Source organism: Paraburkholderia sp., assembly GCF_050742655.1.
GTDB lineage: Bacteria > Pseudomonadota > Gammaproteobacteria > Burkholderiales > Burkholderiaceae > Paraburkholderia.
In genome coordinates this window covers 1-1,633 of record NZ_JBOIGG010000062.1, presented here as the reverse complement: position 1 = coordinate 1,633, position 1,633 = coordinate 1, and the positions used below count along the sequence as shown (strand labels likewise).

Here is a 1,633-nt window from a genome sequence, read left to right as displayed (position 1 = left end):
TGTCGCCTGCATGCGCAAACTGCTCATCACGCTTAACGCAATGGTTCGCTCCAACACTCCCTGGCAGTCGGACTTCCATGACGCGTGACATTGCTCGTCTCAAGATAGTTGCTGTCGACCAGAGTTAATGCTTTAGCGCCGTACTCCGGCGTCGGCCGTGCTTAACTGTCTGAAGCCAGCTCCTCCGCCGCAACGCGAATATTCCCCGGCGTCCGCGAAAACTTCGTCGGTATGCCAACACCGCGCAGCTTTCCTTCGGTCGGATGTTCGTACTCGTAGATCATGCCGGTCGCATTCAGATGTTCGTCGTCGATCAGATCGTCGAACGTTGCGACCTCGGAGTGCGGGATGTCCGCCTCCTCGAGCAGCGTCAGCCACGCAGCGGTCGTTCGGGTAGAAACGATTTCCGCTAGCGCCTCGTACAGTTCGTCGATGTTCTCGCTGCGTTGCGCCGCACTCGAAAACTTCCGCTCACCAGCCAGATCGGTCCTGCCGGCAAGCGCGAAAAAACGCTGCCATTGACCGGTCGTATAGGGAAGCAGCGCGAGATAGCCGTCGAGCGTCCGGTACGGACGGCGATGTTGCGACATGACGCGGGCATAGCCTGCATCCGCCAGAGACGGGACAAAGGTTTGACCCGCCAGTTGCTCGACCGCGAGAAACGACACGAGGGTTTCGAACATCGGCACTTCGATCGCCTGCCCCAAGCCTGAACGCTCGCGTTCATAGAGTGCCATCGGTATCGCGTACGCAATCGTGAGTCCGGCCACCTTGTCCGCGAGAATCGTGTTCACGTACTGCGGACCGTTCCCGCTATTGGCGCCCTGGAAGTGCGCCATGCCGCTTTTAGCCTGGATGATGTCGTCGAATGCAGGGCGTCCCGCGTAAGGTCCCGCTTCCGAATAACCGTAGGCCCCGCAGTAAATCAGGCGAGAATTCGAGCGCTGCAACGACGCATAATCGAGACCGAGCCGTTGCAACGATGCGGGCCGGACATTGGAGACGAATACATCGGCGCCTTCGATCAGCTGTTTCAACGCAAGCAGATCGTCGTCCACTTTCAGATTCAGGACCCGCGAGCGCTTGTTGCGGTTCAGGTTCAGGAAGGCAGCACCCATCGACGGATGACGCGCGGGCGCGGTATGACGAAAGACATCGCCTTCAGGCGATTCGATCTTGATCACGGACGCGCCCATGTCGCCGAGAATCTGCGTGGCATAGGGGCCCATTCCTACGGACGTCATATCCACGACGCGGACTCCGGCCAGTGGACCCGTCGCCGGTGGCTCGTTCGTGTCGAACGCTATCGTCATCGTGCTTTCCTGTTGTTCAGTGAAACGGGTGTTCATCGCGTCGCGCGCGGATGCGGCTCAGAGGGGAAACACGCCAAGCACGACGCACGCGATCGTCATCAGCACCGACGCGGCGAACAGAAACGGTATGGCGAACTTCTGGTGATCGGACAGCTCGACACCGGCGAGTCCGACCAGCAGGAACGTCGCGGGGGTCAACGGGCTGACCGGAAACCCCGTCGTCATCTGTCCCAGCAACGCGGCCTGCGCCACCTGGATCGGCGGCACCCCCAGTTGCTGGCCCGCGCCCGCGACAACCGGCAAGATGCCGAAGTAAAACG

The 1,633-nt window shown here is 60.6% G+C and carries 1 protein-coding gene and 1 pseudogene; both read right to left on the bottom strand.

From position 1 onward, the window contains the following. Positions 1 to 161 precede the first annotated feature (161 nt). On the bottom strand, positions 162 to 1,313 hold the full coding sequence (locus ACREXZ_RS30765) for a CaiB/BaiF CoA transferase family protein (protein ID WP_431767900.1): 1,152 nt from the start codon (positions 1,311 to 1,313) through the stop codon (positions 162 to 164). Positions 1,314 to 1,370: 57 nt separating this feature from the next. After that, positions 1,371 to 1,633, bottom strand: a pseudogene (locus tag ACREXZ_RS30760) (citrate transporter); the annotation flags it as partial.